Origin of the sequence: Ectopseudomonas oleovorans (genome assembly GCF_029845265.1) — a bacterium.
GTDB classification, from domain to species: domain Bacteria; phylum Pseudomonadota; class Gammaproteobacteria; order Pseudomonadales; family Pseudomonadaceae; genus Aquipseudomonas; species Aquipseudomonas oleovorans.
Genome location: NZ_JAOCLK010000042.1, coordinates 1 through 24,527, shown reverse-complemented (window position 1 = coordinate 24,527; position 24,527 = coordinate 1). Strand labels below are relative to the sequence as shown.

The 24,527-nt window shown below is 64.1% G+C and carries 27 protein-coding genes and 1 pseudogene; 16 read left to right on the top strand and 12 right to left on the bottom strand.

What is annotated here, in order from left to right:
* Window positions 1-43 precede the first annotated feature (43 nt).
* The 3 genes from N5J71_RS18095 to adhP form a co-directional block, all read right to left on the bottom strand.
* A complete protein-coding gene (locus N5J71_RS18095) occupies window positions 44-1,036 on the bottom strand; it encodes an AraC family transcriptional regulator (RefSeq protein WP_279917362.1) in 993 nt (330 codons plus the stop codon).
* A gap of 81 nt (window positions 1,037-1,117) precedes the next feature.
* Complete coding sequence (locus N5J71_RS18090) at window positions 1,118-1,609, bottom strand: hypothetical protein (protein WP_279917361.1); 492 nt, start codon at window positions 1,607-1,609, stop codon at window positions 1,118-1,120.
* Window positions 1,610-1,727: 118 nt separating this feature from the next.
* Window positions 1,728-2,750, bottom strand: coding sequence for an alcohol dehydrogenase AdhP (adhP, locus tag N5J71_RS18085; RefSeq protein WP_279917360.1), 1,023 nt, complete (start codon window positions 2,748-2,750; stop codon window positions 1,728-1,730).
* A 275-nt stretch (window positions 2,751-3,025) separates the two neighbouring features.
* On the opposite strand from adhP, the gene purE reads away from it, so the two are divergent.
* The 6 genes from purE (at window position 3,026) to N5J71_RS18055 (ending at window position 6,969) form a co-directional block, all read left to right on the top strand.
* On the top strand, window positions 3,026-3,517 hold the full coding sequence (gene purE / locus N5J71_RS18080; protein ID WP_055986043.1) for a 5-(carboxyamino)imidazole ribonucleotide mutase: 492 nt from the start codon (window positions 3,026-3,028) through the stop codon (window positions 3,515-3,517).
* Between the two features lie 146 nt (window positions 3,518-3,663).
* Entirely contained in the window at window positions 3,664-4,749 is a 1,086-nt protein-coding gene (locus tag N5J71_RS18075; RefSeq protein WP_278619235.1) for a 5-(carboxyamino)imidazole ribonucleotide synthase, read from the top strand.
* Window positions 4,750-4,805: 56 nt separating this feature from the next.
* The gene (locus tag N5J71_RS18070; protein WP_278619233.1) at window positions 4,806-5,570 is read left to right on the top strand and encodes a substrate-binding periplasmic protein; all 765 of its coding nucleotides are present in this window, start codon (window positions 4,806-4,808) and stop codon (window positions 5,568-5,570) included.
* A 66-nt stretch (window positions 5,571-5,636) separates the two neighbouring features.
* A complete protein-coding gene (locus N5J71_RS18065) occupies window positions 5,637-5,882 on the top strand; it encodes a GlsB/YeaQ/YmgE family stress response membrane protein (protein ID WP_004422923.1) in 246 nt (81 codons plus the stop codon).
* Between the two features lie 64 nt (window positions 5,883-5,946).
* Complete coding sequence (locus N5J71_RS18060) at window positions 5,947-6,483, top strand: DUF3299 domain-containing protein (RefSeq protein WP_074859844.1); 537 nt, start codon at window positions 5,947-5,949, stop codon at window positions 6,481-6,483.
* A gap of 18 nt (window positions 6,484-6,501) precedes the next feature.
* Window positions 6,502-6,969: an FAD/FMN-containing dehydrogenase gene (locus N5J71_RS18055; RefSeq protein WP_074859841.1), complete on the top strand. Its 468-nt coding sequence runs from the start codon at window positions 6,502-6,504 to the stop codon at window positions 6,967-6,969.
* A 90-nt stretch (window positions 6,970-7,059) separates the two neighbouring features.
* Here N5J71_RS18055 and N5J71_RS18050 read toward each other — a convergent pair whose 3' ends face one another.
* The 3 genes from N5J71_RS18050 to N5J71_RS18040 form a co-directional block, all read right to left on the bottom strand.
* On the bottom strand, window positions 7,060-7,959 hold the full coding sequence (locus tag N5J71_RS18050) for a D-hexose-6-phosphate mutarotase (RefSeq protein ID WP_004422916.1): 900 nt from the start codon (window positions 7,957-7,959) through the stop codon (window positions 7,060-7,062).
* 99 nt (window positions 7,960-8,058) lie between these two features.
* Window positions 8,059-9,435, bottom strand: a complete 1,377-nt coding sequence (locus tag N5J71_RS18045; protein ID WP_084341781.1) for a TRAP transporter large permease — start codon at window positions 9,433-9,435, stop codon at window positions 8,059-8,061.
* Window positions 9,428-9,973 carry a TRAP transporter small permease subunit gene (locus N5J71_RS18040; RefSeq protein ID WP_230926068.1) on the bottom strand — a complete coding sequence of 182 codons (546 nt, stop codon included), beginning with the start codon at window positions 9,971-9,973 and terminating at the stop codon, window positions 9,428-9,430. The genes N5J71_RS18045 and N5J71_RS18040 overlap by 8 nt, the downstream gene beginning before the upstream one ends.
* 244 nt (window positions 9,974-10,217) lie before the next feature.
* Here N5J71_RS18040 and N5J71_RS18035 point away from each other — a divergent pair, with 244 nt between their 5' ends.
* A complete protein-coding gene (locus tag N5J71_RS18035; RefSeq protein WP_039964122.1) occupies window positions 10,218-11,318 on the top strand; it encodes a TRAP transporter substrate-binding protein in 1,101 nt (366 codons plus the stop codon).
* A gap of 257 nt (window positions 11,319-11,575) precedes the next feature.
* Here the strand turns inward: N5J71_RS18035 and N5J71_RS18030 are convergent, their stop codons facing one another.
* Window positions 11,576-11,980, bottom strand: coding sequence for an acyl-CoA thioesterase (locus N5J71_RS18030; protein WP_039964119.1), 405 nt, complete (start codon window positions 11,978-11,980; stop codon window positions 11,576-11,578).
* Window positions 11,981-12,340: 360 nt separating this feature from the next.
* On the opposite strand from N5J71_RS18030, the gene N5J71_RS18025 reads away from it, so the two are divergent.
* The 4 genes from N5J71_RS18025 to N5J71_RS18010 all read left to right on the top strand — a co-directional run bounded on the left by N5J71_RS18025 (window position 12,341) and on the right by N5J71_RS18010 (window position 14,551).
* The gene (locus N5J71_RS18025; RefSeq protein ID WP_104727190.1) at window positions 12,341-12,538 is read left to right on the top strand and encodes a hypothetical protein; all 198 of its coding nucleotides are present in this window, start codon (window positions 12,341-12,343) and stop codon (window positions 12,536-12,538) included.
* A 3-nt stretch (window positions 12,539-12,541) separates the two neighbouring features.
* Entirely contained in the window at window positions 12,542-12,718 is a 177-nt protein-coding gene (locus tag N5J71_RS18020) for a DUF1328 domain-containing protein (protein ID WP_082065072.1), read from the top strand.
* A 10-nt stretch (window positions 12,719-12,728) separates the two neighbouring features.
* Window positions 12,729-13,190 carry an inhibitor of vertebrate lysozyme family protein gene (locus tag N5J71_RS18015; RefSeq protein WP_116617583.1) on the top strand — a complete coding sequence of 154 codons (462 nt, stop codon included), beginning with the start codon at window positions 12,729-12,731 and terminating at the stop codon, window positions 13,188-13,190.
* A gap of 131 nt (window positions 13,191-13,321) precedes the next feature.
* Window positions 13,322-14,551, top strand: a complete 1,230-nt coding sequence (locus tag N5J71_RS18010) for a nucleoside recognition domain-containing protein (RefSeq protein ID WP_128579665.1) — start codon at window positions 13,322-13,324, stop codon at window positions 14,549-14,551.
* A 22-nt stretch (window positions 14,552-14,573) separates the two neighbouring features.
* Here N5J71_RS18010 and N5J71_RS18005 read toward each other — a convergent pair whose 3' ends face one another.
* The 3 genes from N5J71_RS18005 to N5J71_RS17995 all read right to left on the bottom strand — a co-directional run bounded on the left by N5J71_RS18005 (window position 14,574) and on the right by N5J71_RS17995 (window position 16,475).
* The gene (locus tag N5J71_RS18005) at window positions 14,574-15,155 is read right to left on the bottom strand and encodes a hypothetical protein (protein WP_116617582.1); all 582 of its coding nucleotides are present in this window, start codon (window positions 15,153-15,155) and stop codon (window positions 14,574-14,576) included.
* A gap of 134 nt (window positions 15,156-15,289) precedes the next feature.
* Window positions 15,290-15,505 carry a dodecin gene (locus N5J71_RS18000; protein WP_074859823.1) on the bottom strand — a complete coding sequence of 72 codons (216 nt, stop codon included), beginning with the start codon at window positions 15,503-15,505 and terminating at the stop codon, window positions 15,290-15,292.
* Between the two features lie 70 nt (window positions 15,506-15,575).
* Window positions 15,576-16,475, bottom strand: a complete 900-nt coding sequence (locus N5J71_RS17995) for a LysR family transcriptional regulator (protein WP_279917359.1) — start codon at window positions 16,473-16,475, stop codon at window positions 15,576-15,578.
* A 124-nt stretch (window positions 16,476-16,599) separates the two neighbouring features.
* Between N5J71_RS17995 and trpB the strand changes: the two genes are divergently transcribed.
* Both trpB and trpA read left to right on the top strand, forming a co-directional pair.
* Window positions 16,600-17,814, top strand: coding sequence for a tryptophan synthase subunit beta (trpB, locus tag N5J71_RS17990; protein WP_257598346.1), 1,215 nt, complete (start codon window positions 16,600-16,602; stop codon window positions 17,812-17,814).
* A complete protein-coding gene (trpA, locus tag N5J71_RS17985) occupies window positions 17,811-18,620 on the top strand; it encodes a tryptophan synthase subunit alpha (RefSeq protein ID WP_125874787.1) in 810 nt (269 codons plus the stop codon). Before trpB ends, trpA begins: the two co-directional genes overlap by 4 nt.
* Before the next feature lie 75 nt (window positions 18,621-18,695).
* On the opposite strand, the gene N5J71_RS17980 is transcribed toward trpA, so the two are convergent.
* Window positions 18,696-20,132 (bottom strand): SulP family inorganic anion transporter, encoded by a 1,437-nt coding sequence (locus tag N5J71_RS17980; protein ID WP_279917358.1) that lies wholly within the window; start codon window positions 20,130-20,132, stop codon window positions 18,696-18,698.
* Window positions 20,133-20,287: 155 nt separating this feature from the next.
* Here N5J71_RS17980 and N5J71_RS17975 point away from each other — a divergent pair, with 155 nt between their 5' ends.
* On the top strand, window positions 20,288-21,763 hold the full coding sequence (locus N5J71_RS17975; protein WP_074859807.1) for a DASS family sodium-coupled anion symporter: 1,476 nt from the start codon (window positions 20,288-20,290) through the stop codon (window positions 21,761-21,763).
* A gap of 57 nt (window positions 21,764-21,820) precedes the next feature.
* On the top strand, window positions 21,821-22,564 hold the full coding sequence (locus tag N5J71_RS17970; RefSeq protein ID WP_074859804.1) for an SDR family oxidoreductase: 744 nt from the start codon (window positions 21,821-21,823) through the stop codon (window positions 22,562-22,564).
* 42 nt (window positions 22,565-22,606) lie between these two features.
* On the opposite strand, the pseudogene dkgB reads toward N5J71_RS17970, so the two are convergent.
* Window positions 22,607-23,409: pseudogene (dkgB, locus tag N5J71_RS17965) on the bottom strand (2,5-didehydrogluconate reductase DkgB).
* Window positions 23,410-23,608: 199 nt separating this feature from the next.
* On the opposite strand from dkgB, the gene N5J71_RS17960 reads away from it, so the two are divergent.
* The gene (locus N5J71_RS17960) at window positions 23,609-24,502 is read left to right on the top strand and encodes a LysR family transcriptional regulator (protein ID WP_084341770.1); all 894 of its coding nucleotides are present in this window, start codon (window positions 23,609-23,611) and stop codon (window positions 24,500-24,502) included.
* Window positions 24,503-24,527 lie beyond the last annotated feature (25 nt).

Genomic DNA, 24,527 nt, shown 5'->3' with positions numbered 1-24,527 from the left:
TCGTACCCCACAGGCCCGCGCCAGTGCCCGGGATTGCATACGGCTATGCGCGAAAGCGACTCGGCGGCACGCCGCTCCAGCGCTGGAAGGCGTGGCGGAAGCTGGCGGTTTCGCTGAAGCCGAGCACTTCGGCGATACGGTACACCGGCCATTGCTCCTCGCCGAGCAGCGCCTTGGCGCGCTCGAAGCGCAGCTCGTCGAGCAGGCCCTGGTAGCTGGTGCCCAGTTCCTGCAGGTGACGGCGCAGGGTACGCGGCGAGCAATGCATCTGCTGCGCCAGGTTCTCCAGCCCCGGCGGCTCGGCCAACTGCGCGGCGAGCAACTGGCGCACCCGCTCCAGCCAGGCCTGGCGGCTGCTGAACTCGGCGTTCAGACGGCGGCAGCGTTCCACCATGTCGCCGTGGGTCACGCTGTCGGCCAGCGGCAGCCGGCGTTCCAGCAACGCGGCGGGAAAGGCGAAGGCATTGCGCTGTGCCGAGAAACGCAGCGGGCAGGGAAAGCTCTGCGCATAGCGCGAGACGTAGTCTGGCCGAGCGTAGGTGAACTCGGCGCCTTCCAATGACAGCGGCTGGCGCAGCAGTTCATCACCGATCAGCTTCAGCGAGGCCAGGCACATCTCCACGTTGAACACTTCCAGCGCCTCGGCATCGCGGTAACCGCTGGCGCAGATCCAGGCCCGCTCGCCTTCCACCTGCATGTCGAGGCGAAAATAGGTGCCGAGTAGCGCCGGGTACTGCAGCAACAGACGCCAGGCGTCACCAAAGGTGGCAGCCGAGAGGGCGGCGTAACCCAGCAGCCCATAGGAGGAAACATGCAGGCTGCGCCCCAGGTCGAGCCCCAGATCAGCACGCAGGGCCAGGGCATTGGCACACACCTGCAGCTCCTGCACCCGGGTGATGCGCGCGTCGGCATTGTCCAGATCAGCCGCACCAATGCCGCTCCCAGCCAGCAATTGCGGGCGTCGTTCGGGCTGCTCGGCGAAGCGCTGGAGGATCAGGGAAACCACATGCAGGGTGGTCAGTGGGGCGTGCAGCATGATGCGTTCCGTAAGCGTGATTAGGCAAAGGAACGCAAGAAATATGCCGCGAGACGGCGGGCCGTAGCCCGCCCGAGAGGATCAGCGATTACGCAGAATGGCGTTGATGAAGTCGCCCTGATTCGGTTCATCCTTGTGCGTGGTGAACTGCAGTTGGCCGTCCTGCTCGCGCAACTTCATGCTTTCGCCGAAGCGGCAGTCGATGCCCTTGAGGGTCTTGGCCTCGGCCTTGTAGCGGTCGTCCTTGCCACACAGGTAGGCCATCTGGCTGACCACTTCACCGCAGAAACTCGGCACGCTGAGGCCGATCAGCTGCTCATCGGACATCGCGCTCCAGTCCACCTGGGCGCTCAGCGGGATGGCGCAGGCCTTGGAGGCTTCGCCGTCGATCTCCTGCTTCTGGTAAATCGCCAGGAGGACCTTCGGCTTCAGCGCCTTGGTGTCGGCGGAAGGAGCGAGCGCCAGGCTCACGCCCTGGCCGGCATCGAAGACCTGCGGATGCTTGGCCAGCTCCAGCGCAGCGGCTTGCAGGGAAAGCAGAGAGAGGGCTACGAGCGAAACGTACTGTTTCATGGCGAGACGTCCTTGTTCGGATGGAGAGCGCACAGTATAGCCAGCCACCTGGCGGCGATCTGTGCGCCCGTACGCGTCCGTTCTGTCGGAAAGTTGCCAATCCGTGGCCCCTGTCGCATCAGAACTGCAGCACCACCCGCCCCTCGATCTGCCCGCCGCGCATCTGCTCGAAGATGCCATTGATGTTGTCGAGCGTGTCGCTGTGCACTGTGGCCTTGACCAGGCCCTCGCCAGCGAAATCCAGTGCCTCCTGCAAATCGGCGCGGGTGCCGACGATGGAGCCGGTGATCGTGATGGCCTTGAGCACCACGTCGAAAATCGGCGTGGGGAAGTCACCTGGCGGCAGGCCGACCAGGGCCACCGTACCGCGCCGGCGTGCCATGCCGATGGCCTGGCCAAAGGCGGCGTTGGACACCGCTGTGACCAGTACGCCATGGGCGCCACCGATATCGCGCTGCACCACCTCGGCCGGATTTTCCTTGCGCGCGTTGATGGTCAGGCTGGCGCCGAGCTTGCGCGCCAGCTCCAGCTTGGCGTCGTCGACATCCACCGCGATGACGTGCAGGCCCATGGCCCGCGCGTATTGCACGGCGACGTGGCCGAGGCCGCCGATACCGGAGATCGCCACCCACTGGCCGGGGCGCGCCCCGGTTTCCTTGAGGCCCTTGTACACCGTCACGCCGGCGCAAAGGATCGGCGCAATTTCCAGAAAATCGACGTTTTTCGGCAGGATACCGACGTAGTTCGGATCAGCCAGCACGTATTCGGCGTAGCCACCGTTGATCGAATAACCGGTGTTCTGCTGGCTCTCGCACAGGGTTTCCCAGCCGGTCAGGCAGTGCTCGCAGCAGCCGCAGGCGGTGTAGAGCCAGGGCACGCCGACACGGTCGCCTTCCTTGACCCGAGTTACGCCGCTGCCGACCGCCGCCACGTAGCCAACGCCCTCGTGGCCGGGAATGAACGGCAGACTCGGTTTCACCGGCCAGTCACCCTCGGCGGCGTGCAGGTCGGTGTGACAGACGCCCGAGGCCTCGATTTTCACCAGAATCTGCCCGGGGCCGGGCAGTGGGGTGTTCACCTCCTCGATACGCAACGGCTGCCCGAAGGCGTGGACGACGGCGGCTTTCATGGTCTGGTTCATGTGCGGTTCCTCTTGCATGCGAGTGGAGCGTCAGTTTGCGCGCGCAGCCCGTGCCGGCATTGCTCCAGAGCAAGGTTTAGCTGGTTTTCCCGCTCTGCCACACCCTGTATGACAAACGGTCATGTGCAGTGCGCGCCTGCCCTGGCTTTGCGTTATACTGCGCGGCCTTCGGCCGGCAGCACCGGCCAACGAATCATGACAAGCCACGCTGGCCCGCCCGCGTGGCTTGTTGGTTTTTGACGCGCCGCGAGGCGCCCGAGAGAAGAGGCACTTTGATGAGCGCACTGGTTGGCGTGATCATGGGCTCCAAGTCCGATTGGTCCACCCTTAGCCACACCGCCGAGATGCTGGACAAGCTGGGCATCCCCCACGAGGTCAAGGTGGTTTCCGCCCACCGCACCCCGGATCTGCTGTTCCAGTACGCCGAAGAGGCTGAGGCGCGTGGCATTCAGGTGATCATCGCTGGCGCCGGTGGCGCCGCTCACCTGCCGGGCATGTGTGCGGCCAAGACGCACCTGCCGGTACTCGGCGTGCCGGTGCAGTCGTCCATGCTGTCGGGTGTCGACTCGCTGTTGTCGATCGTGCAGATGCCGGCCGGCATTCCGGTCGCCACCCTGGCCATCGGCAAGGCCGGCGCGGTCAACGCAGCGCTGCTGGCCGCCAGCATCCTCGGTCACCAGCATCCGCAGTTCCATGCGGCGCTGAAGCTGTTCCGTCAGGAACAGACCGATACCGTGCTGAGCAACCCGGACCCGCGCGAGGCCTGAAGCCATTCCATCAGGGGCAGCGACACGGCGCATGTGAACGCTGTGCGCTGCCCGGGATGCGCATTTACCGGCGTAAACTCCGCTTCCTGCGCTGCGGGCAGCGCTCAACTGCTTGGTCTCGCCACCTGCTGAAAAGGGGCTTTGTTATGAAAATCGGTGTGATCGGTGGCGGCCAGCTGGGCCGCATGATGGCCCTGGCGGGTACCCCGCTGGGCATGCAGTTCGCCTTCCTCGACCCGGCGCCGGATGCCTGCGCCCAGGCGCTCGGCGAGCATATCCGTGCCGACTACGGCGATCAGGATCACCTGCGCCAGCTGGCCGACGAGGTCGACCTGGTCACCTTCGAATTCGAGAGCGTGCCGGCCGAAACCGTCGCCTTTCTCTCGCAGTTCGTGCCGGTCTATCCGGGTGCAGAGGCACTGCGCATCGCCCGCGATCGCTGGTTCGAGAAGTCCATGTTCCGCGAGCTGGGCATTCCCACGCCGGAGTTCGCCGACATCCAGTCGCAGGCTGATCTGGACGCCGCCGTGGCCAGCATCGGCCTGCCAGCGGTGATGAAGACCCGCACCCTGGGCTACGACGGCAAGGGCCAGAAAGTCCTGCGCAAGCCGGAAGACGTCAGCGGCGCCTTCGCCGAACTGGGCAGCGTGCCGTGCATCCTCGAAGGCTTCGTGCCCTTTACCGGCGAAGTGTCGCTGATCGCCGTGCGCGCCCGTGATGGCGAAACCCGCTTCTACCCGCTGGTGCACAACACCCACGACAGCGGCATTCTCGCCCTGTCCGTCGCCAGCACCGATCATCCGCTGCAGGCGCTGGCCGAGGATTACGTCGGCCGCGTGCTGGACAAGCTCGATTACGTTGGCGTGCTGGCCTTCGAGTTCTTCGAAGTCGACGGCGGTCTCAAGGCCAACGAGATCGCCCCGCGCGTGCACAACTCCGGGCACTGGACCATCGAAGGCGCCGAGTGCAGCCAGTTCGAGAACCACCTGCGCGCCGTCGCCGGCCTGCCGCTGGGTTCCACCGCCAAGCTGGGCGAGAGCGCGATGCTCAACTTCATTGGTGCAGTACCGCCGGTGGAGCAGGTGATCAGCATCGCCGACTGCCACCTGCACCACTATGGCAAGGCCTTCAAGGCCGGGCGCAAGGTCGGGCATGCCACGCTTCGCAGCGCTGATCGCGCCGCTCTGGATGTCGCGATCAAGGCCGTACAGGCATTGATCGCAAAAGGCTGAGCCGGCATGTTGCGACTACGCTCTTGAATGATGGCAGTCATTCAAGAGCGTCCCGCATGAAGTACCTGTCTGCCCTGCTGCCCCTGATATCCGCGCTGACCTGCAATGCGGCGGACGACGTACTATGCGTCGATTTCCGTGAGCGCACACCAGAGATGCGCGTGGTTGACGGCCTACCCAGCGGCCCACTGGTCAGCGTGCTGGAAACCGCTGCCCAGCGTGTCGGTGTCGAACTGCACTGGCGCCAGGCGCCCTTCCTGCGCAGCCTCGACGATCTGCGCACCGGGCGCATCGACCTGGTGCCGCGCGTGCTCATGACCGAGGCGCGCCGCGCCTATATCCACTACCTGCCCAGCATCGGCAATCAGCAACTGAACGTTCGCTTCGTCGTGCCCCCGGGGGAAGAGGCCAGACTGAGCCGCTACGAGGATCTGTACGACCTGTCTCTTGGCGTCAAACGCGGTACGGCCTATTTCGAACCTTTCGACAGCGATGACCTGCTCGATCGCGCCTATGTCAGCGACGATGCGCAACTGGCTGCGATGTTCCGGGCTGGGCGCCTGGATACCATCGCGGTGATCGACGCTGCACCGATGGAGGCGCAATTCCAGGCCATGAACTTTCGCGACTACAGCTACGCGCACTACACCCACCAGCAGGTACTGGGCAACCACTTCGGCGCATCGCTGAGGCGCTACCACAGCGACCGAGGCGAACTCTACGACCGCCTTGGCGCTGAGCTGCAACGTATGCGTGAAGAGGGCGAAGTTGCCCTGATCTACCACCGTTATGGCGTTCTGCCGCCAGACGAGGCGAACTGATAGCCCCATTGACTTGTCCCATGACGGGCCTGCCGCATGAGCGGCACTTATCAAGGAGACACGCCAATGGGCATTATCGGCACCATCTTCATCGGCCTGATCGTCGGGTTGATCGCACGTTTTCTCAAACCCGGCGATGACAGCATGGGCTGGATCATGACCATCCTGCTCGGCATCGGGGGCTCCATCGCGGCCACTTACGGTGGCCAGGCCCTGGGCATCTACGAAGCCGGACAGGCCGCCGGCTTCATCGGCGCAGTGATCGGCGCCATCGTCCTGCTGGTAATCTACGGCGCGATCAAGAAGGGCTGACAAGCCCAGGTCAGGAGCCGACTTGTCGGCTCCTCGTTAACGCCGCCACGAGATGCCATAGCCCATGCGCCACCTGCTGCTCGCCCTACTGTTTTGTACCGGCCTGGCCCACGCCGAACTGCCGGAAACCGACTGGCTCGACCTGATGCCACCCGAAGACCGCAAGGCCCTCGAGGAAATGCCCGACATCAGCCACGACACCCCCGAAGGCGACAGCACCTTCTACAGCGAAGGCGGCCTGCGCCAGCAGGATCAGGATCTGCCGGCAGTGATGTACTCCGCCAAGACCGTGCCCGAACTCGACGGCAAGGCCATCCGCCTGGGCGGCTATCCGGTGCCGCTGGAAACCGACGAGAAAGGCAACAGCACCCTGTTCTTCCTGGTGCCCTATCCGGGCGCCTGCATCCACGTGCCGCCACCGCCGCCCAATCAGTTGGTGCTGGTGCGCTACCCCAAGGGCATCGTCCTTGACGATATCTATGCCCCACTGTGGGTCAGCGGCGAGCTTAAGGTGGAGCAGGTCAGCAACGACCTGGCCGACGCCGCCTATGCCATGGAAGCGGGCGAAGTGCGTCTGGTAACTGACGAAGACCTCTACTGATTGCTCTGGAGTCTGCGCATGAAAGCTGCCGCCCTGTTGTTGCTGTGTCTGCTGTCTACCGCCGTACTGGCTCTGGAGCCTGGCGAACGCCTGGCACCCTGGACGCTACTGGATCAGCATGACGTGCCCTATACCCTGAATGACGAGACCCACATCCTGCTGGTCGCCCGCGACATGGACGGCGCCAAACTGGTCAACGCTGCCCTGGAAGGCAAGCCCAAGGGCTACCTGGACGAGCGCCACGCGGTCTTCCTCGCCGATATCAGCCGCATGCCCAGCGTCATCGCCACCCTCTTCGCCATACCGAAGATGCGCGACTACAACTACCGCATCCTCCTCGACCGCGACGCCCGTATCGCCCCGCGTTATCAGGCTGGCGAGGGGCAGGTGTTGTGGTTGCAACTCGATGGTCTGCAGATCGTCGCGCAGCAGGTCTTCACTCGCGCAGACGATCTGCGGCAAGCCCTGGAGAGGCAGGCGCCATGAAGAACTGGCAGGCCACCAACCGCCTTGCGTAGGCGTCCGGTTTGCGGCGTGCTTGCGATTCGCAGTGCCGCTCCACTGCGGATGTGATGTTTAGCCGATCAGCTCGCTCGAAAGGCGCAGCTCCAAACGATGCCGTTCGCCAGCGTTCAGTTGTACGACGTCCTCCAGCACATTGGCCGTTTCGATGCACAGCATGTTCTGCCAGGCGTCATCGGGGAACTGCGACAGGCGCTTGGCCTTGTCGACCCAGGGATTCCACAGCACAGCCGAACGTGATCCACGAGCATCCAGGTGGATGCGCCGGCCCCAACCCGGATCGACGATGCTCAGCCGCGCGGCGGTGTCGAAGTAGATGCGATCGGTCTCAGCATCGAACACCAGCGCTTCCTGCTGACGCAGCTCCTGCCAGTCCTGCAAGGTGTCGATATAGCGGCAGCCCTGCAGCCCCTCGACGCTGACCTGGCGCACGTCGCTGACGGCGAAGTAGCTGTGCAGCGCCTGGCTCAGGGTCAGCGGCTCCGTACCGCGATTGTGGGTTTCCAGGCTCATGCCGAGATCGTCTGCCAGGCGCACGACGAAGGTCAGGCCGACATCTCTGGGCCAGCCCTCCAGCGGCTGAGTGCGCGTGTCGTAGGCAAAGCGCAGGGTGACGGCGTCGCCCCCCTCGTCGATGCCCAGCAACTCCCAGTCCAATGCACGCACCAGGCCATGGGCCGGCGCCTGCTCGAGGTGATAGTGCGCCTGCACGGCCTGCGGATTGCGGCGTAGATCTCCGAACCAGGGCCAGCACACCGGCACACCACCGCGCACGCTTTGGCCACGCTGATAGGCCGCATCCGGGCTTAGCCAGATCAGCGGCGGCTGCTCACCCTGCTGGTAACTGAGAATCTGCGCGCCCTGCTGGGCTACCAGCAATTCGCTGCCGGCAGCACGAATGCGCCAGCAGACCAGTTGATCCAGTTCCACGCGTTCGACTTGGGCGGTGCTCATGACGACCTCTTGTTGAGATAGATGACCAATAGTGTGACAACGCAAAAAGCAAAACGCCCATCACGAGGACGGGCGTTTTGCCAAACCAGCCAGCGAGACTTACTTGCCGTAGACCTGCTCCGGCAGCCAGGTGATCAGCCCTGGGAAGATATAGGCGATCACCAGCAGCAACAGCTGGATCAGAATGAACGGCACCACACCTTTGTAAATGGTGCTGGTAGGAATGCTCGCCGGCGTCACGCCACGCAGGTAGAACAGCGCAAAGCCGAAGGGGGGCGTGAGGAAGGAGGTCTGCAGGTTGAGTGCGATCATCACGCCCAGCCAGATCGGGTCGAGACCCATGGCCAGCAGTACCGGCCCGACGATCGGCACCACCACGAAGGTGATTTCGATGAAGTCGAGAATGAAGCCGAGCAGAAAGATCACCAGCATCACCAGGAAGAACGCACCGAGCACGCCACCTGGCAGCTGGGCGAACACGTCCTCGATCAGCGCTTCGCCACCGAAACCACGGAACACCAGGGAGAACAGCGACGCACCGATCAGGATCATGAAGACCATGGCACTGATTTCGGTGGTGCCGTAGGCCACTTCCTTGAGCTGGCCGAAGTTCAGTTTGCCTTTGCTGAAAGCCAGCAGCATGGCGCCGACAGCGCCCAGGGCAGCGGCTTCGGTCGGCGTGGCGTAACCGGCGAGGATCGAACCGAGCACGGCGCCAATCAGCAGCATCGGCGGCACCAGTGCCTTGAGCAGGCGGCCCCACTCGACATCGCCCAGCTCCTCCTTGGACATCGCCGGCAGCTTCTTCGGCTGCATGACGGCAACCACGATGATGTACACGATGTACAGGCCAACCAGCAGCAGGCCCGGCAGCAGCGCACCGACGAACAGGTCACCGACCGACACGGTCTTGGGCGAGAAGATACCCATCTTCAGCTGCGCCTGCTGATAGGCGCTGGACATCACGTCACCCAGCAGCACCAGTACGATCGACGGCGGAATGATCTGTCCCAGGGTTCCGGTGGCGGCCAGGGTGCCGGTGGAGATGGCTGGGTCATAGCCGCGACGGAGCATGGTTGGCAGCGCCAGCAGACCCATGGTTACCACGGTGGCACCAACGATACCGGTGCTCGCTGCCAGCAGGGCGCCGACCACGCACACCGAGATCGCCAGACCACCACGCAGCGTGCCGAACAGGCGCGACATGGACTCGAGCAGATCCTCGGCTACCCGTGATCGTTCCAGCATCACCCCCATGAACACGAACAGCGGCACGGCCAGCATGGTCTGGTTGTTCATGATGCCGAACAGGCGGTTGGGCAGTGCGCTGAGATAACCCGCATCGAAGGTGCCGGTCAGTACACCTACACCCGCGAACAGCAGAGATACGCCCGCCAGGGTGAACGCCACCGGATAACCGGCCATCAAGGCCATACAAATACCGATGAACAGCAGAATCGACATCAACTCAGCCATGTTTCACCTCCGGAGCAGGCAGGCGGCCAGTGATGACGTAGAGCGCCTTGATCAGATTGGAGACACCTTGCAGAACCAGGCTGATGACCAGCACCAGGATGATGCTTTTCTGCAGATAGACGAATTTCAGCCCGCCAGATTCGCTGGATGCTTCCAGGGTCGACCAGGCATTGCTGACGTAATCCCAGCTGGCCCAGCCGAGAAACAGCGCAACCGGTAGCAGGAACAGCAGGTTGCCGAGAATCTCCACCAGCGCCTGACGGCGGCCGCTGAACTTCTGGTAGAAGATGTCCACACGCACATGACCGTTGCGTTGCAGCGTCCAGGCCGCTGCACCCATAAACACCAGTGCATGCGCGTAGAGCACCGCCTCTTGCAGAGCCGTGGCGCCGATGCCGAAGCCATAGCGCAGCACCACGACGACAGCGGTGCCGATTACCAGAAAAACCGTCAGCCAGGCGCAGGCCTTGCCGAACCAGCTGTTGAGAGCATCGATCAGGTATGCAAGAGCGAGGGGAAATGAAGGCTTGTCGGACATAGTGAGTCCTTTATCGTTATGAGTAGGAGACAGGACAGCGAACCTGTTGGCTGCATATCACGCCGCCCGCGTCCTTATGGGCTGCAGGCCGGCGATTCTATGCAGGCTACCGGTATTGCAGCAATGCCCGTGCAACTTTAGTCGTATTAACTAGGCTTGTAGGTCACGACCCCCTATGTTATTCACGCCCGGTCTACCTTCGGCGATCCCGTGGTAAGACCAATACAACAAGAAGGAGCATTGCATGAAACGTCGCGACATACTCGCCGCAGCAGGCGTAGGCCTTGCAGCAACCGCCCTGGCCGGCTGTAAGGAAGATGCCAAGAGCGCCGCAGCACCTCAAGAGGGTTCGAGTTCCCAAACCTTCAACTGGAAGATGGTCACCTCCTGGCCGAAAAACTTCCCGGGCGTCGGCGTGGGAGCCGAGCGCTTCGCCAAGCTGGTCGATGAAATGAGCAACGGCCGCCTGAAGGTCAAGGTGTATGCAGCAGGCGAGCTGGTGCCGGCACTGGAAGTGTTCGATGCAGTCTCCCGCGGTACCGCCGAAATGGGTCACGGCGCGCCGTACTACTGGAAAGGCAAGGTGCCGGCCGCCCAGTTCTTCTGCGCCTCGCCATTCGGCCCCAATGCTCAGGAAATGAACGCCTGGCTGCATCGCGGTGGCGGTCAGCAGCTGTGGGAAGAGGTGTACAAGCCGTTCGGCGTACTGCCGATGGCCTGCGGCAACACCGGTGTGCAAACCGCAGGCTGGTTCAACAAGGAAATGAACTCGGTCGATGACTTCAAGGGCCTGAAGATGCGTACCCCTGGCCTGGGCGGCGAAGTGCTGACCAAGATGGGCGGTACCGTGGTCAACATGCCGGCCGGTGAGATCTTCACCGCCATGCAGACCGGTGCCATCGACGCCACTGAATGGATCGGCCCATACAACGACCTGGCCCTGGGTCTGCACAAGGCAGCCAAGTACTACTACACCCCGGGCTGGCAGGAGCCCAGCGTACTGTTCGAGCTGGACGTCAATCTGAAGGCCTGGGAAACCCTGCCGCCGGATCTGCAGGCCATCGTTCGCGCCGCTGCCCGCGACGTCAACGGCGACATGCTCGATGACTACAACGCCAAGAACATGGAAGCCATGGAGCAACTCAAGGCCGACGGTGTGGAAGTACGCCGCCTGCCGGATGAAGTGCTGGCCCGCTTGAAGGAAGTGGCGGCCGAAGTGGTCGAGGCCTCGGCCAACGCCGACCCGGTCGCGAAGAAGGTCTGGGAACAGCAGAAGGCCTACCTGCAACGCCTGTACGACTACGCGGAAAGCAACGAGAAAGACATCTACAACATCCGCGGCTGATCCCCAACGGGTTTCAGGCACACGGAAAAACGCCGGCCTCAGGGCTAGTGCTGATCAGATAAGTTCGTCACCACCCCCTCCTACTTGCAGTAGAGGGGGCGCTTTTCGTAGGAGCCAGCTTGCTGGCGATGCTTTTTATGGCGGATCGCCGGCAAGCCGGCTCCTACAAAGATCGAGTGCAACGGCTTAACTGACTGGCATTAGCCTCAGGGTCGGCGCTTTCGTTACAGGATATTGCCGAAAGCTATCTGCTCGGCTCAGCCGCGCCGTGGCGGCACCGGGCGGGTGCGGCCGCTGCCATCGATGGCGACGAAGACGAATACCGCTTCGGTGACCTTGCGCCATTCATTGGACAGCGGATCGTCGCTCCACACCTCGACCATCATCTGGATCGAGCTGCGGCCAATCTCCAGCGCCTGAGTGTAGAAGGACAACTGCGCACCCACCGCCACCGGCACGAGGAAGGCCATGCGGTCGATGGCGACAGTGGCGACGCGGCCACCGGCGATCTTGCTGGCCATGGCCGTGCCGGCCAGGTCCATCTGCGATACCAGCCAACCGCCATAGATATCCCCGAAACCATTGGTCTCACGCGGCAGCGCGGTGATCTGCAGGGCAAGGTCGCCCTGGGGAATCGGGTCTTCCTGTTCGTAGTCGTTCATGGTTTCGAGACTCGTGGCGCGGTTGTTGTTCTGAGCGCGGAACCCGCATGGCACGCGGGCGCGACGAGTATACCGACTGTGCAGTCGGCGGGCGACCACTCTGGCAGGGCGTAAAACGTCACAGCCCATGCCCGGTCGGGCAAAACGCACGACCGGGCAAACCTCGTTCGGGCAGTATGCCTGCCTCCCAAGGCGCATAAAAACGTAAAGCTATGATTTTCAAGGCTTTTATAAAAATAAAAGTCTGGCACGGGTGCTGCAATGTTCCCAGTGAGTGACCGGTCATGCACCGGTTGCAATGCAGAACAAGGAAGAGACGGATAGCGCGCCATCCGCCTCCAACGCAACAGGAGAATCGCCATGTGGATAGTTGTTCTGGTGCTCGCCACCTTGCTGCTTCTGCTCAGTCTGACGCTCACCAGCGTTGTACTGATTGGCCAGACCCTGTGCGCGAGCCGCAATACCGCCGAGCTGGAGCTGCCCACGGGCGCTGCGCCCCAGCCTCTGGACCCGAGCAACGCGCAAGACCCCTGGCCTGCCTGGGCCATTACCCACTGATCCATCGAGGAGAAACATCATGCTTGGGCAGTCACATTCCTGATCATCGCCATCATCGCCGCAGTACTGGGCTTCGGTGGTATCGCCGGCACCGCTGCTGGTATCGCCAAGATCCTATTCGTGGTGTTCCTGGTGCTGTTCATCGTCTCGTTCGTCATGGGCCGCCGCCCGCGTCTTTAGGGAGAGATCGATGCAGTCGATTCACGCCATTACCGCCGCTCTGCTGATGGGCGGCGCCCTGGCGGCTCAGGCCGCCGACCGCGACACCAGTTTCCATCCAGGCGAGTTGCTGACCAGCAACGCCGAGTACCGCCAAGCCTGGCAGGACCTGGTAAAGGACGAAGAGCGCCTGCCGGACTGGCTGATCAACCTCAGTGGCCTGTCCACCCCGATGCAGGCCGTGGAAGCCGACAGTGATCGCTACCTGGTCGGCCAGGTCTGCGAAGCGCAGCGTTGCTTCAGCCAGCGCCTCTATGTCGCTTTCGAGTGGAAAAACGATGACGCCTATGCGCTGTATGTGCAGGTGCCGGATGGCCTGCCCGAGGATCGCGCGCCCAGTGAACACGCCAGCCTGCGCTGGTTGGGCGACCCGGACGAGGAGGTCCAGCAGATGCTGGTGGAACAACTGCGCAGTGATCCCAACTGGTACTAGGCATGGTGCCCGCTTATCGAGGCTGGGAGCGACCTGACCGCCGAAGGACCACGTAACGGCAGTTTGCCGGACGTCCCATGGAATGGGGCGACGCGTTATCATCCCCCGCCAGAACGACGAGGGGGTACGGCATGCTCAATGGCCTGTGGCTGAGTTTTTTTCTGGTGGCAGCGGTCGCGGGCTTCTCCCGCTGGCTGATCGGCGATGACCCGGCGGTGTTCGGTGCCATGGTCGAGAGTCTGTTTGCCATGGCCAAGCTGTCGGTGGAAGTGATGGTGCTGCTGTTCGGCACCATGACCCTGTGGCTCGGCCTGCTGCGCATCGCCGAGCAAGCCGGCCTGGTGGATGCCCTGGCGCGTGTACTCGGCCCGTTGTTCGCGCGACTGATGCCGGAGGTGCCGCGCGGCCATCCGGCGCTCGGGCTGATCACCATGAACTTTGCTGCCAACGGCCTGGGCCTGGACAATGCCGCCACGCCCATTGGCCTCAAGGCCATGCGCAGCCTGCAGGAGCTCAATCCGGACAAGCTCACCGCGAGCAACGCGCAGATTCTCTTTCTGGTGCTCAACGCCTCGTCGCTCACCGTGCTGCCGGTGTCGATATTCATGTACCGCGTGCAGCAGGGTGCGGAAGACCCGACTCTGGTGTTTCTGCCGATCCTGCTGGCGACTAGCGCCTCGACCCTGGTCGGCCTGCTGTCGGTGGCCGTGATGCAGCGCCTGCGCCTGTGGGACCCGGTGGTGTTGGCGTATCTGATTCCCGGTGCCCTGTTGCTGGGCGGCTTCATGGCCCTGCTGGCCGGGCTCAGCGCCACTGCCCTGGCGGCGCTCTCGTCGCTGCTCGGCAATCTGACCCTGTTCGGTGTGATCCTGGCTTTCCTGCTGGTTGGTGCGCTGCGCAAGGTCAAGGTCTACGAACAATTCATCGAAGGTGCCCGTGAGGGCTTCGACATCGCCAAGAGTCTATTGCCGTATCTGGTGGCGATGCTCTGCGCGATTGGTGTGTTACGTGCTTCCGGCGCTCTGGAGTTTGGCCTCGACGGCATTCGCTGGCTGGTGGAAACCTTCGGTTGGGATACGCGCTTCGTCGATGCGCTGCCCACTGCGCTGGTCAAGCCGTTTTCCGGCAGCGCGGCACGCGCCATGCTGATCGAGACCATGCAGACCCATGGCGTCGACAGCTTCCCGGCGCTGGCGGCGGCGATCGTTCAGGGCAGTACGGAAACCACCTTCTACGTGCTGGCGGTGTATTTCGGCGCCGTCGGCATTCAGCGTGCGCGCCATGCGGTGGGCTGCGCCCTGTTGGCGGAGCTGGCCGGAGTCATTGCCGCGATCACCGTGACCTACTGGTTCTTCGGCTGAGCGTCTTCGGCCCGGGCGCCGCTCAGTCGCTGCCCAGGCCCAACGTGTTGCCCGCCCAGGTCAGTATGGGGTCGCTGTGCTGGTATTCACGCAGTTGCAGCAGCTTGGGCGCGATGAATGCCTTGAAGTCTTCGGCCTGCTCGAAGTACACCCCGGTGAAAAGGGTGAACATCGATTTGTTGCCGACGGTGGCATAGAACAGGTTGCCCACCGGCTCGCCGTCCTGGGTCAGCAGCTTGAGACTGGCACGGCTGGCCAGCGTAGTTTCCAGCGGCAGATCCTCTTGTTCGAGCCCGCTGTGGCGCAGGCCGAATGAAGCGCCGAAGGTTTCGGCGTAGCTGGTCATCAGCGCATCGCCGGCACGCGGGTAGAGCGATACACCGCTATAGAGGTAGAACCAGTCGCTGCTGCGGCTCTCGAAATTGAGGTCGATGGTACGCGTGGCATAGGTCACCAGCTTCTGGTAACGACCCTCCTGCGGCGCCTCGTAATTGGCGAAGTCCTCGCCGCTGAGCAGCAGGCGACGTTCCTCGGCAAGCGGTGGCTCGTTGTCGACGCAGCCTGCGAGTGACAGCAGGCTGATCAGCAGCAACGGTCTGAACATGGCATTCCTCCCTGAATCGGCCCGGGCAGCTTGCCCGAACCCGCTGCGCCTCGCCTGCGACCGCGTTCATCACTGTGCGCGGCGCCACAGCCCTGTGCTTCGAGCGGCCGGCGGCTCGCTTGGCTGAGTGCCTGTCAGCTGCCGCTGAGACGAAAACCGACCTTGAGGGTGACCTGGTAATGGCCGACCTTGCCGTTCTCGATATGGCCACGGGTCTCGGTTACCTCGAACCAGTCCATGTTGCGCACGCTCTTGGCGCACTCGGCCAGGGCATTCTCAATGGCATTTTCGATACTGGTGCGCGACGAGCCGACGATTTCGATCTTCTTGTAGGTGTGGTGGTCGGACATGATGAAGCTCCTGTGGTGTGAAAGATTTTGTTAAGACTAGCCTGCCGTGCACGGGTTTCATAAGCGCGTGCTAACGCACCTGCGCCGCGCTGTCTGTCAACTCCTTACGCAGCCACTGCGCCAGACGCTCGCTGCGCTGATCGGTGCGGCGTGTCCACAGCGCCAGACTGCCCGTGGTTTCGACGAAGTCCCAGGGCGCGACCAGGCGGCCAGCGCGCAGGTCGTCGGCAACCAATGTCTGTGGCGCGATGGCCACGCCGAGCCCGGCGGCAGCGGCCTCCAGCAGGTAATAGAGATGCTCGAAACCCTGGCCCAGTTGCAGCCGCTCGGCCGCCAGCCCCCGGGCATGCGCCCACTGCGGCCAGGCCTGCGGACGCGAGGTGGTGTGCAGCAGCGGCTCGGCATACAGCGCGTCGGCGCTGGCTGCGCTCAGTTGCGCATGATTGGCATAGCGCGGGCTGAGTACCGGGCCGATACGCTCCGGCGCCAGCTCGAACACCTGCATATCAGCGGGCCACGGCGGATCGGCGAACAGCAGGGTGGCATCCACCTCGGCGCTGCGCGGGTCCAGCTCGCCCTGGCTGGCTGACAATTGCAGGCGCAGTTCCGGCAGCTCGCGCTGCAGGCGATCCAGGCGCGGGATGAACCAGCGCGCCAGCAGGCTACCCGAGCAGCCGAGCACGAAGGGGCGATCTTCGGTTTCGCGACGCAGGGTGGCGCAAACGCTACTCAGACGTTCGAAGCACTCGGTGCTGACATCACGCAGGCGCAAGCCGGCATCGGTGAGTTTCACGCCACGCCCGTCCTTGTCGAACAGGCTAACGCCAAGCTGTTCTTCCAGTGCACGAATCTGCCGGCTGATCGCGCCGTGGGTAACATGCAGCTCCTCACCCGCCTTGCTGATGCTTTGCAGGCGGGCGGCGGCCTCGAAGGCGCGCAAGGCGTTGAGCGGGGGCAGTTCTCGGCTCATGAACATGTGACTTTTACTGACGTATTACTGCAATCTAATCGCTTTTCATCGAGTCGGCCAGCGGTAGAATGACCCCATCACTCACTCGCCCTGCCAGCCCAACGCTGTCGACAAGGAGCACGCCATGACCTCATTTCGCACCGGCCCCGACGCTCGCGGCCTGTTCGGCCGCTTCGGCGGTCAGTTCGTCGCCGAAACCCTGATGCCGCTGATCAACTCGCTGGCCGCCGAATACGTGAAGGCCAAGAGCGATCCGGCCTTCCTCGAAGAACTGGCCTACTTCCAGCGCGACTACATCGGCCGCGCCAGCCCGCTGTACTACGCCGAGCGCCTGACCGAGCACTTCGGCGGGGCGAAGATCTACCTCAAGCGCGAAGACCTCAATCACACCGGCGCGCACAAGATCAACAACTGCATCGGCCAGATCCTCCTAGCCAAGCGCATGGGCAAGCAGCGCATCATCGCCGAGACCGGCGCCGGCATGCACGGCGTGGCCACCGCCACTGTGGCCGCGCGCTTCGGCATGCAGTGCGTGGTGTACATGGGCACCACCGACATCGACCGCCAGCAGGCCAACGTCTTCCGCATGAAGCTGCTCGGCGCCGAGGTGATCCCGGTCACCGCCGGCACCGGCACCCTCAAGGACGCCATGAACGAGGCCCTGCGCGACTGGGTGACCAACGTCCACAACACCTTCTACCTGATCGGCACCGCCGCCGGCCCGCACCCGTATCCGGCCATGGTGCGCGACTTCCAATCGGTGATCGGCAACGAAGTACGTGAGCAGATCCTCGAGAAGGAAGGGCGCCTGCCCGACTCGCTGGTGGCCTGCATCGGCGGCGGCTCCAACGCCATCGGCCTGTTCCACCCCTTCCTCGACGACAGCGGCGTGCAGATCGTCGGCGTCGAGGCGGCCGGCCACGGCATCGACACCGGCAAGCATGCGGCGAGCATGGCCGGTGGCGCGCCGGGCGTGCTGCACGGCAACCGCACCTTCCTGCTGCAGGACGACGACGGCCAGATCACCGATGCCCACTCGATTTCCGCCGGCCTCGACTACCCCGGCGTTGGCCCGGAACACGCCTGGTTGCACGAGATCAAGCGCGTCGAATACGTGCCGATCAGCGATGACGAAGCCCTCGAAGCCTTCCATCAGTGCTGCCGTCTGGAGGGCATCATCCCGGCCCTGGAAAGCGCCCACGCGCTGGCCGAAGCCTTCAAGCGCGCACCGAAGCTGCCCAAGGATCACCTGATGGTGATCAACCTGTCCGGTCGTGGCGACAAGGACATGCAGACCGTGATGCACCACATGCAGGACAACCAGGAGAAGCACGCATGAGCCGCCTGCAGAACCGTTTCGCCGAACTGAAAGCGGAAAACCGCGCCGCGCTGGTCACCTTCATCACCGCCGGTGACCCCGACTACACCACCTCGCTGAGCATCCTCAAGGGCCTGCCGGACGCCGGCGCCGACGTGATCGAGCTGGGCATGCCGTTCACCGACCCGATGGCCGACGGCCCGGCCATCCAGCTCGCCAACATCCGCGCGCTGGCCGGCAAGCAGGGCATGCGCCAGACGCTACAGATGGTTCGCGAATTCCGCGAAGGCAACCAGAGCACGCCGCTGGTGCTGATGGGCTACTACAACCCGATCTTCGTTTACGGTGTCGAGCGCTTCATCAGTGACGCCAAAGAGGCCGGTGTCGACGGCCTGATCGTGGTCGACCTGCCGCCGGAGCACAACGACGAGCTGTGCGAGCCGGCGCAGAGCGCAGGCATCGACTTCATCCGCCTGACCACGCCGACTACCGACGACGCGCGCCTGCCCACCGTACTCAACGGCAGCTCCGGCTTCGTTTACTACGTGTCGGTGGCGGGTGTCACCGGCGCTGGCGCGGCGACCATGGATCACGTCGAGGAAGCCGTGGCGCGCCTGCGTCGCCACACCGACCTGCCGCTGTGCATCGGCTTCGGCATCCGCACCCCGGAGCACGCCGCCGAAGTGGCCAAGCGCGCCGAGGGCGCGGTGGTCGGCTCGGCGCTGATCGACAAGATCGCCGAGGCGAAGAGCCCGCAGCAGGCCATCGACGGCGTGCTCGGCCTGTGCCGCGAGCTGGCCGAAGGGGTACGCGGCGCGCGCCGCTGATCGTCCTCGATGCAAAGAAAAAAACCGCTGCACCTGGCGACAGGGCAGCGGTTTTTTCGTTACGGCGCCAGCCGTCTACTCGCCCGCCCGCTTGAGCAACTGCTTGCAACGCTCGGACAGATGCACCACGCGCAGGTGCTTGCCGGCACGCTCGTAGCGTTCACGCAGGGTCTTCAGCGCGGCGATGGCGGAGTAATCGACGAAGCTCAGGTGGCGGCAGTCCAGGGTTACCTGCTGCGGGTCGTCGGCCGGCTCGAACTGCGCCAGGAAGGCGGTGCAGGAGGCGAAGAACAGGGTGCCGTGCACGCGGTACAGCTTGCTGCCATCGGCTTGCATATCGCTGTCGGCATACAGCTCGCGGGCGTGCTGCCAGGCGAAGTTGAGCGCGGCGATGACGATACCGCAGAGCACCGCTGTGGCCAGGTCGGTGGCGACGGTGATGGCGGTCACCGCGACGATTACCAGCACGTCATTGGCCGGCACCTTGCCGGCGACGCGCAGCGAGCCCCAGGCAAAGGTCTGCTGCGCCACCACGAACATCACGCCCACCAGCGCCGCCAGTGGGATGCGCTCGATCAGCGGCGAGAGGAACAGCACGAAGAGCAGGATCATCATCCCGGCGACCACCCCGGACAACCGCCCGCGCCCGCCGGAGCTGAGGTTGATCACGGTCTGGCCGATCATCGCGCAACCGCCCATGCCACCGAACAGGCCGGAGGTCATATTGGCCACACCGAGCGCCACGCATTCGCGATCCGGGTGGCCGCGCGTGGCGGTGATCTCGTCAGTGAGGTTCAGGGTCAGCAGGGTTTCCAGCAGGCCGACCAGGGCCATCAGGATGGCGTAGGGGGCGATGATGGCGAGGGTGTCCAGGTTCCAGGGAATGTCCGGCAGCATCAGGCTCGGCAGGCCGCCGGCAATCTGCGCCATGTCGCCGAGGGTGTGCGTGGGCAGATCCAGCAGGTAGACCAGCGCACCGATGCCGAGAATCGCCACCAGTGCCGGCGGTACGGCGCGGGTCAGGCGCGGCAGCAGGTAGACGATGAGCATGGTCAGCGCCACCAGACCGAGCATCAGGTACAGTGCCTTGCCCTGCAGCCATTGGCCGTCGTGCTGGAAGTGCTCGAACTGGGCCAGGGCGATGATGATCGCCAGGCCGTTGACGAAACCCAGCATCACCGGGTGCGGCACCATGCGGATCAGTTTGCCCAGGCGCAGCAAGCCGAACGCGAGCATGATCAGGCCACCCAGCAGCACCGTGGCCAGCAGGTACTGCACGCCGTGCTGCACCACCAGGGCGACGATCACCACCGCCATCGAGCCGGCCGCGCCGGAGATCATCCCAGGGCGGCCGCCGAACAGTGCGGTGAGGGTGCAGATGATGAAGGCGCCATACAGCCCCATCAGCGGATTGACCTGCGCCACCAGGGCGAAGGCGATGCACTCGGGAACCAGGGCGAAGGACGAGGTCAGGCCGGCCAGCAGGTCGGCACGTAGGGAGGCGGGTTTCATGAGCGAGCAGCGTGTGGTCAAGCGAAAGGGCAGGCATGGTAACCCCCGACTCCGCTGACGAACACCCATCAGGCCAGAACACTGATCCGAGGCAATGGATGACCCGCGTCAGCGGTGCATAGTCTGGATTTGCCATTCGTCGGAGTCTCGCCAGCATGTCCGCTAACGCTATTTCCCCGTCCTTGCGCCTACCCTGGGGGCTGTTGCTCGCGCTGCTTGCCGGCCTGGCGATCATCTTCCTGCCGGAACAGGCCGGATTACCACTGGCCGGGCAGCGCATGCTGGCAATTCTCGCTTTCGCGGTGATCGTCTGGATCAGCGAGGCCGTGAGTTACGAGGTCAGCGCCATCATGATCCTGGCGCTGATGGCCTTCCTGCTCGGCAGCGCACCGACCCTGGCCGACCCGGACAAGCTCATCGGCACCAAGGATGCCCTGAACATGGCCCTCAGCGGTTTTGCCAACTCGGCACTGGCGCTGGTGGCTTCGGCACTGTTCATCGCCGCCGCGATGACCCAGACCGGGCTGGACAAACGCATTGCCCTGCTGACTCTGTCCAAGGTCGGCGCCAGCACCCATCGCGTGCTGCTCGGTGCCATCGTGGTGACCATTCTGCTCAGCTTCATCGTACCCAGCGCCACGGCGCGGGTGGCCTGCATGGTGCCGATCATGATGGGGGTGATCGCCGCCTTCGGCGTGGACAAGCGCTCGGCCTTCGCTGGTGGCATCATGATTCTGGTGGCGCAGGCCACCAGCATCTGGAACGTCGGCATCCAGACTTCGGCGGCGCAGAATCTACTTACCGCCGGCTTCATGCAGAAGCTGCTCGGCCAATCGGTGACCTGGACTGACTGGCTGATCGCCGGCGCACCCTGGAGTCTGCTGATGTCAGCGGTGCTTTACTGGGTGATCCTACGCGTCATGCCGCCGGAAACCGATCGCATCGAAGGCGGCAAGGAGGCCGTGCGCAAGGCGCTCAGTGAACTCGGACCGATGACCTTCGATGAGCGCAAGCTGCTGGCCATCGTCCTCACCTTGCTCGGTTTCTGGGCCACCGAGGGCAAGCTGCACAGCTTCGACACCGCTTCCACCACCCTGGTGGGCCTGGCGGCGTTGCTGATGCCAGGGCTCGGCGTAATGAGCTGGAAGCAGGCACAGCCGCGCATTCCATGGGGCACGGTGATCGTCTTCGGCGTTGGCATCAGCCTCGGTGGTGCGGTGCTGGCCACGGGCGCCGGCACCTGGCTGGCCAAACTGCTGGTAACCCATCTGGGCATGGATGGGCTGTCGCCATTCTGGGTGTTCGCCGTACTCGGTGGCTTTCTGATCATCATTCACCTCGGTTTTGCCAGCGCCACGGCGCTGACCTCGGCGATGCTGCCGATCATGATTGCCCTGCTGCTGCAGCTTGGCGGAGACATCAACCCGCTGGGCATGAGCATGCTGCTCGGCTACGTGGTCAGCTTCGGCTTCCTGTTGCCGATCAACGCGCCACAGAACATGGTCTGTATCGGCACCGATACCTTCACCGCCCGGCAATTCCTGCGCACCGGCATCTGGCTGACGCTGGCTGGCTACGGGCTGATGCTGGTGTTCGCCCTGACCTGGTGGCGTTGGCTGGGGTGGATGTAGCGCAGACGACGAAAAGCGGGCAGCCTTAGCAGGCACGACTACAGGGAGCCAGGCCCAATGCGCAAGAACCTGCTGATTACCGGCGCCAGCCGCGGCATCGGCCGCGCTACTGCCCTGCTGGCCGCCGCTGGCGGCTGGACGGTCGGCATCAACTATCGCAGTGACCGTGACGCCGCCGATAAGGTGGTGGCGCAGATCGAGGCCATGGGCGGCACGGCCATCGCCCTGCCCGGCGATGTGGCGGTTGAAGAGGATGTACAGCGCCTGTTCGCGGCCATGGGCAAGTTCGGCCCGCTGCACGGCCTGGTGGTCAATGCCGGCATCGTCGCCCCACCCATGCCGCTGCTGGAGATGAGCGGCGAGCGCTTGCAACGGATGTTCGACGTCAATGTGCTGGGCAGCTACCTGACTGCTCGTGAAGGCGCCCGGCGCATGGCCCGCAGCCGCGGCGGCGAGGGTGGTTCGATGGTGCTGGTGTCGTCGGTGGCCGCCAGCCTTGGCGCGCCCTTCGAGTACGTCGACTACGCCGGCGCCAAAGGCGCGATGGACGTGCTGACTCGCGGCCTGGCCAAGGAGCTGGGCGGCGAAGGGGTAAGGGTCAACGCCGTGCGCCCAGGGCTGATCGATACCGAGATTCACGCCAGTGGTGGCCAACCGGACCGTGCCGAGCGCCTGGGCAAGGCGACACCGTTGGGCCGCGCCGGGCGTGCCGAGGAAGTCGCCGAAGCCATCGTCTGGCTGCTCGATGACAAGGCCAGCTACACCACTGGCGCGCTGATCGATATCGCCGGCGGCCGATAGAGCCGAGGGTCGCGGCTAAAGCCCCTGCCACACTCGCAGTACTCAATCCCAGCGCGGCGCGAAGCCTGGATTGGCAACGCGTTCGCCACGATCCAGCGCCTCGATGGCTGTCATGTCTTCGGTGCTCAGGCGCAGCTCGGCAGCGGCCAGGTTGGCGGCCAGGCTCTCGCGCTTGGTCGAGGAGGGGATCACCGTATAGCCCTGCTGCAGCGACCAGGCCAGGGCAACCTGTGCCGGGCTGACGCCATGGCTAGCGGCAATGCGCTGGATCTCCGGCTCGGCCAGCACCTTGCCGTAGGCCAGCGGCATGTAGGCAGTGAGGTGGATGCCATGCTGCCGGGCGAATGCCACCAACTTGCGGTTCTGCAGCAGCGGATGGATTTCCACCTGATTGGTGGCGATCTCTTCCACCCCCACCGCATCGATGGCCTGGCGCAGATGGGCGATGGTGAAGTTGGACACACCGATGGCCGCGGTCAGCCCCTGGCGTTTGGCCTCGAGCAACTCGCCCAGATACTGCGCCACGGGAATCTCGTCGTTCGGCGACGGCCAGTGGATCAGCGTCAGGTCGATCCGCTCCAGGCCCAGCCGCTGCAGGCTCTCACGCAGGCTGGGGATAACTTGGCCACTGCCGAGGTTATCGGTCCAGACCTTGGTGGTGACGAACAACTCGTCACGGCCACGCCGCTGTCGGCGAGGGCCTGGCCGACAGCAGCCTCGTTGCCGTAGATCTGCGCCGTGTCGAAATGCCGGCAACCCAGCTCGAGGCCGGTGCGTACCGAGTCGATGGCGACCTGATCCTTGAGGCGGAAAGTGCCGAGGCCGAAGAGGGGAATGAATTTCATGAAGATCTCCTCATAGCTTGCGAAGCGCTGGCCGAGCATCGGCTCGGAACGGGTACGGAAAGATTCGGCCTCGTGGTTCGCGAAAAAGTTGCAGCCCTCTGTCTGACGGCGAGCGGGGGTTGAGAGGGAGCAGTATCCGCGCCAGACTCATGCGAAAAAACCTAACAAGCCAGCAAACACCTTTGACTGAAGATCAATAATGAAGACCAGCCTGGAAGAAATGCTCGCCTTCGTCAGCGTGGTCGACTGCGGCTCGATCAGCGCCGCCGCCGAGCAGCTGGAGCAAACCGCGTCCGGCGTCAGCCGTGCCCTCAGCCGGCTGGAGGAAAAACTTGCCGTCACCTTGCTACGCCGCACCACGCGGCGCCTGGAGCTGACCGAGGAGGGTGAGGTGTTCCTGGCCCAGGCGCGGCGCATCCTCGCCAGTGTCGAGGACGCCGAGGAACAGATGACCCTGCGCCGCCAGGCACCGGCCGGGCGCCTGAGGATCAACACTGCCTCGCCTTTCATGCTGCACGTGATCGTGCCGCTGATCGGCGAATTTCGTGCGCTCTATCCACAGATAGAACTGGAGCTGCACAGCGACGACCGCATCATCGATCTGCTGGAACGCCGCACCGACCTGGCCATCCGCATCGGCAACCTGCCGGACTCCAGCCTGCACGCCCGACCGCTGTGTCACAGCCGCCGCCGCGTGCTGGCCAGTCCCGATTACCTGCGCCGCCATGGCACGCCGGCGCGTACCGAGGATCTGACCGGGCACAGCCTAATCGGCTTCACCGAGCCGGACAGCCTCAACGAATGGCCGCTACGTCACGCCCTCGGCGAGCGCTGGCGCATCACCCCGAGCCTGCGCGCCTCCAGCGGCGACACCATTCTCGAACTGGCCCTGGCCGGCGAAGGTCTGGTGTGTCTGTCGGACTTCATGACCGATGCCACCCGCGCCAGCGGCGCGTTGGTGGAGGTGCTGGCCGAGCAACGCGTGGAGGTACGCCAGCCGATCAACGCGGTGTACTACCGCAACACCGCGCTGGCGTCACGCATCACCTGCTTTCTCGATTTTCTCAGCGAGCGGCTGGGCTGCCCGAGCTGAAGCACCACGACTGAGGAAAATCGAC

Excerpts from the sequence above, each read along its gene's own strand:
- N5J71_RS18095 (WP_279917362.1), bottom strand. The coding sequence starts at position 1,036 with ATGCTGCACGCCCCACTGACCACCCTGCATGTGGTTTCCCTGATCCTC.
- N5J71_RS18090 (WP_279917361.1), bottom strand. The coding sequence starts at position 1,609 with ATGAAACAGTACGTTTCGCTCGTAGCCCTCTCTCTGCTTTCCCTGCAA.
- adhP (WP_279917360.1), bottom strand. The coding sequence starts at position 2,750 with ATGAACCAGACCATGAAAGCCGCCGTCGTCCACGCCTTCGGGCAGCCG.
- purE (WP_055986043.1), top strand. The coding sequence starts at position 3,026 with ATGAGCGCACTGGTTGGCGTGATCATGGGCTCCAAGTCCGATTGGTCC.
- N5J71_RS18075 (WP_278619235.1), top strand. The coding sequence starts at position 3,664 with ATGAAAATCGGTGTGATCGGTGGCGGCCAGCTGGGCCGCATGATGGCC.
- N5J71_RS18070 (WP_278619233.1), top strand. The coding sequence starts at position 4,806 with ATGAAGTACCTGTCTGCCCTGCTGCCCCTGATATCCGCGCTGACCTGC.
- N5J71_RS18065 (WP_004422923.1), top strand. The coding sequence starts at position 5,637 with ATGGGCATTATCGGCACCATCTTCATCGGCCTGATCGTCGGGTTGATC.
- N5J71_RS18060 (WP_074859844.1), top strand. The coding sequence starts at position 5,947 with ATGCGCCACCTGCTGCTCGCCCTACTGTTTTGTACCGGCCTGGCCCAC.
- N5J71_RS18055 (WP_074859841.1), top strand. The coding sequence starts at position 6,502 with ATGAAAGCTGCCGCCCTGTTGTTGCTGTGTCTGCTGTCTACCGCCGTA.
- N5J71_RS18050 (WP_004422916.1), bottom strand. The coding sequence starts at position 7,959 with ATGAGCACCGCCCAAGTCGAACGCGTGGAACTGGATCAACTGGTCTGC.
- N5J71_RS18045 (WP_084341781.1), bottom strand. The coding sequence starts at position 9,435 with ATGGCTGAGTTGATGTCGATTCTGCTGTTCATCGGTATTTGTATGGCC.
- N5J71_RS18040 (WP_230926068.1), bottom strand. The coding sequence starts at position 9,973 with ATGTCCGACAAGCCTTCATTTCCCCTCGCTCTTGCATACCTGATCGAT.
- N5J71_RS18035 (WP_039964122.1), top strand. The coding sequence starts at position 10,218 with ATGAAACGTCGCGACATACTCGCCGCAGCAGGCGTAGGCCTTGCAGCA.
- N5J71_RS18030 (WP_039964119.1), bottom strand. The coding sequence starts at position 11,980 with ATGAACGACTACGAACAGGAAGACCCGATTCCCCAGGGCGACCTTGCC.
- N5J71_RS18025 (WP_104727190.1), top strand. The coding sequence starts at position 12,341 with ATGTGGATAGTTGTTCTGGTGCTCGCCACCTTGCTGCTTCTGCTCAGT.
- N5J71_RS18015 (WP_116617583.1), top strand. The coding sequence starts at position 12,729 with ATGCAGTCGATTCACGCCATTACCGCCGCTCTGCTGATGGGCGGCGCC.
- N5J71_RS18010 (WP_128579665.1), top strand. The coding sequence starts at position 13,322 with ATGCTCAATGGCCTGTGGCTGAGTTTTTTTCTGGTGGCAGCGGTCGCG.
- N5J71_RS18005 (WP_116617582.1), bottom strand. The coding sequence starts at position 15,155 with ATGTTCAGACCGTTGCTGCTGATCAGCCTGCTGTCACTCGCAGGCTGC.
- N5J71_RS18000 (WP_074859823.1), bottom strand. The coding sequence starts at position 15,505 with ATGTCCGACCACCACACCTACAAGAAGATCGAAATCGTCGGCTCGTCG.
- N5J71_RS17995 (WP_279917359.1), bottom strand. The coding sequence starts at position 16,475 with ATGAGCCGAGAACTGCCCCCGCTCAACGCCTTGCGCGCCTTCGAGGCC.
- trpB (WP_257598346.1), top strand. The coding sequence starts at position 16,600 with ATGACCTCATTTCGCACCGGCCCCGACGCTCGCGGCCTGTTCGGCCGC.
- trpA (WP_125874787.1), top strand. The coding sequence starts at position 17,811 with ATGAGCCGCCTGCAGAACCGTTTCGCCGAACTGAAAGCGGAAAACCGC.
- N5J71_RS17980 (WP_279917358.1), bottom strand. The coding sequence starts at position 20,132 with ATGAAACCCGCCTCCCTACGTGCCGACCTGCTGGCCGGCCTGACCTCG.
- N5J71_RS17975 (WP_074859807.1), top strand. The coding sequence starts at position 20,288 with ATGTCCGCTAACGCTATTTCCCCGTCCTTGCGCCTACCCTGGGGGCTG.
- N5J71_RS17970 (WP_074859804.1), top strand. The coding sequence starts at position 21,821 with ATGCGCAAGAACCTGCTGATTACCGGCGCCAGCCGCGGCATCGGCCGC.
- N5J71_RS17960 (WP_084341770.1), top strand. The coding sequence starts at position 23,609 with ATGAAGACCAGCCTGGAAGAAATGCTCGCCTTCGTCAGCGTGGTCGAC.